Origin of the sequence: Pantoea sp. USHLN298 (assembly GCF_037149395.1) — a bacterium.
Taxonomy (GTDB): Bacteria; Pseudomonadota; Gammaproteobacteria; order Enterobacterales; family Enterobacteriaceae; genus Pantoea; species Pantoea astica.
Genome location: NZ_JBBCRO010000026.1, coordinates 1 through 292, shown reverse-complemented (window position 1 = coordinate 292; position 292 = coordinate 1). Strand labels below are relative to the sequence as shown.

Sequence of the window (292 nt, the reverse complement as noted above, 5' to 3'; positions counted from 1 at the left end):
AAAGAGCAAATATCTTAAACATGACTCGTAAGTCATCTTTAAGATATGTGGGCAACACCTTTCACCTGTCACCAAGCAAGTGGCGTCCCCTAGGGGATTCGAACCCCTGTTACCGCCGTGAAAGGGCGGTGTCCTGGGCCTCTAGACGAAGGGGACATTGAAGCCTGCTTCGCAAGACGCTTTGCTCATTACTTTTCTATCAGACAATCTGTGTGAGCACTACGCGGGAAGGTATCTTCAGGTAAGGAGGTGATCCAACCGCAGGTTCCCCTACGGTTACCTTGTTACGACT

Annotated in this window: 1 tRNA gene and 1 rRNA gene; both read right to left on the bottom strand. The window is 50.0% G+C overall.

Going from position 1 to position 292, the window contains the following annotated elements:
- Window positions 1-80 precede the first annotated feature (80 nt).
- Window positions 81-156, bottom strand: a tRNA-Glu gene (locus tag WFK59_RS22020).
- An 86-nt stretch (window positions 157-242) separates the two neighbouring features.
- Window positions 243-292: ribosomal RNA gene (locus WFK59_RS22170) — 16S ribosomal RNA — on the bottom strand; the annotation flags it as partial.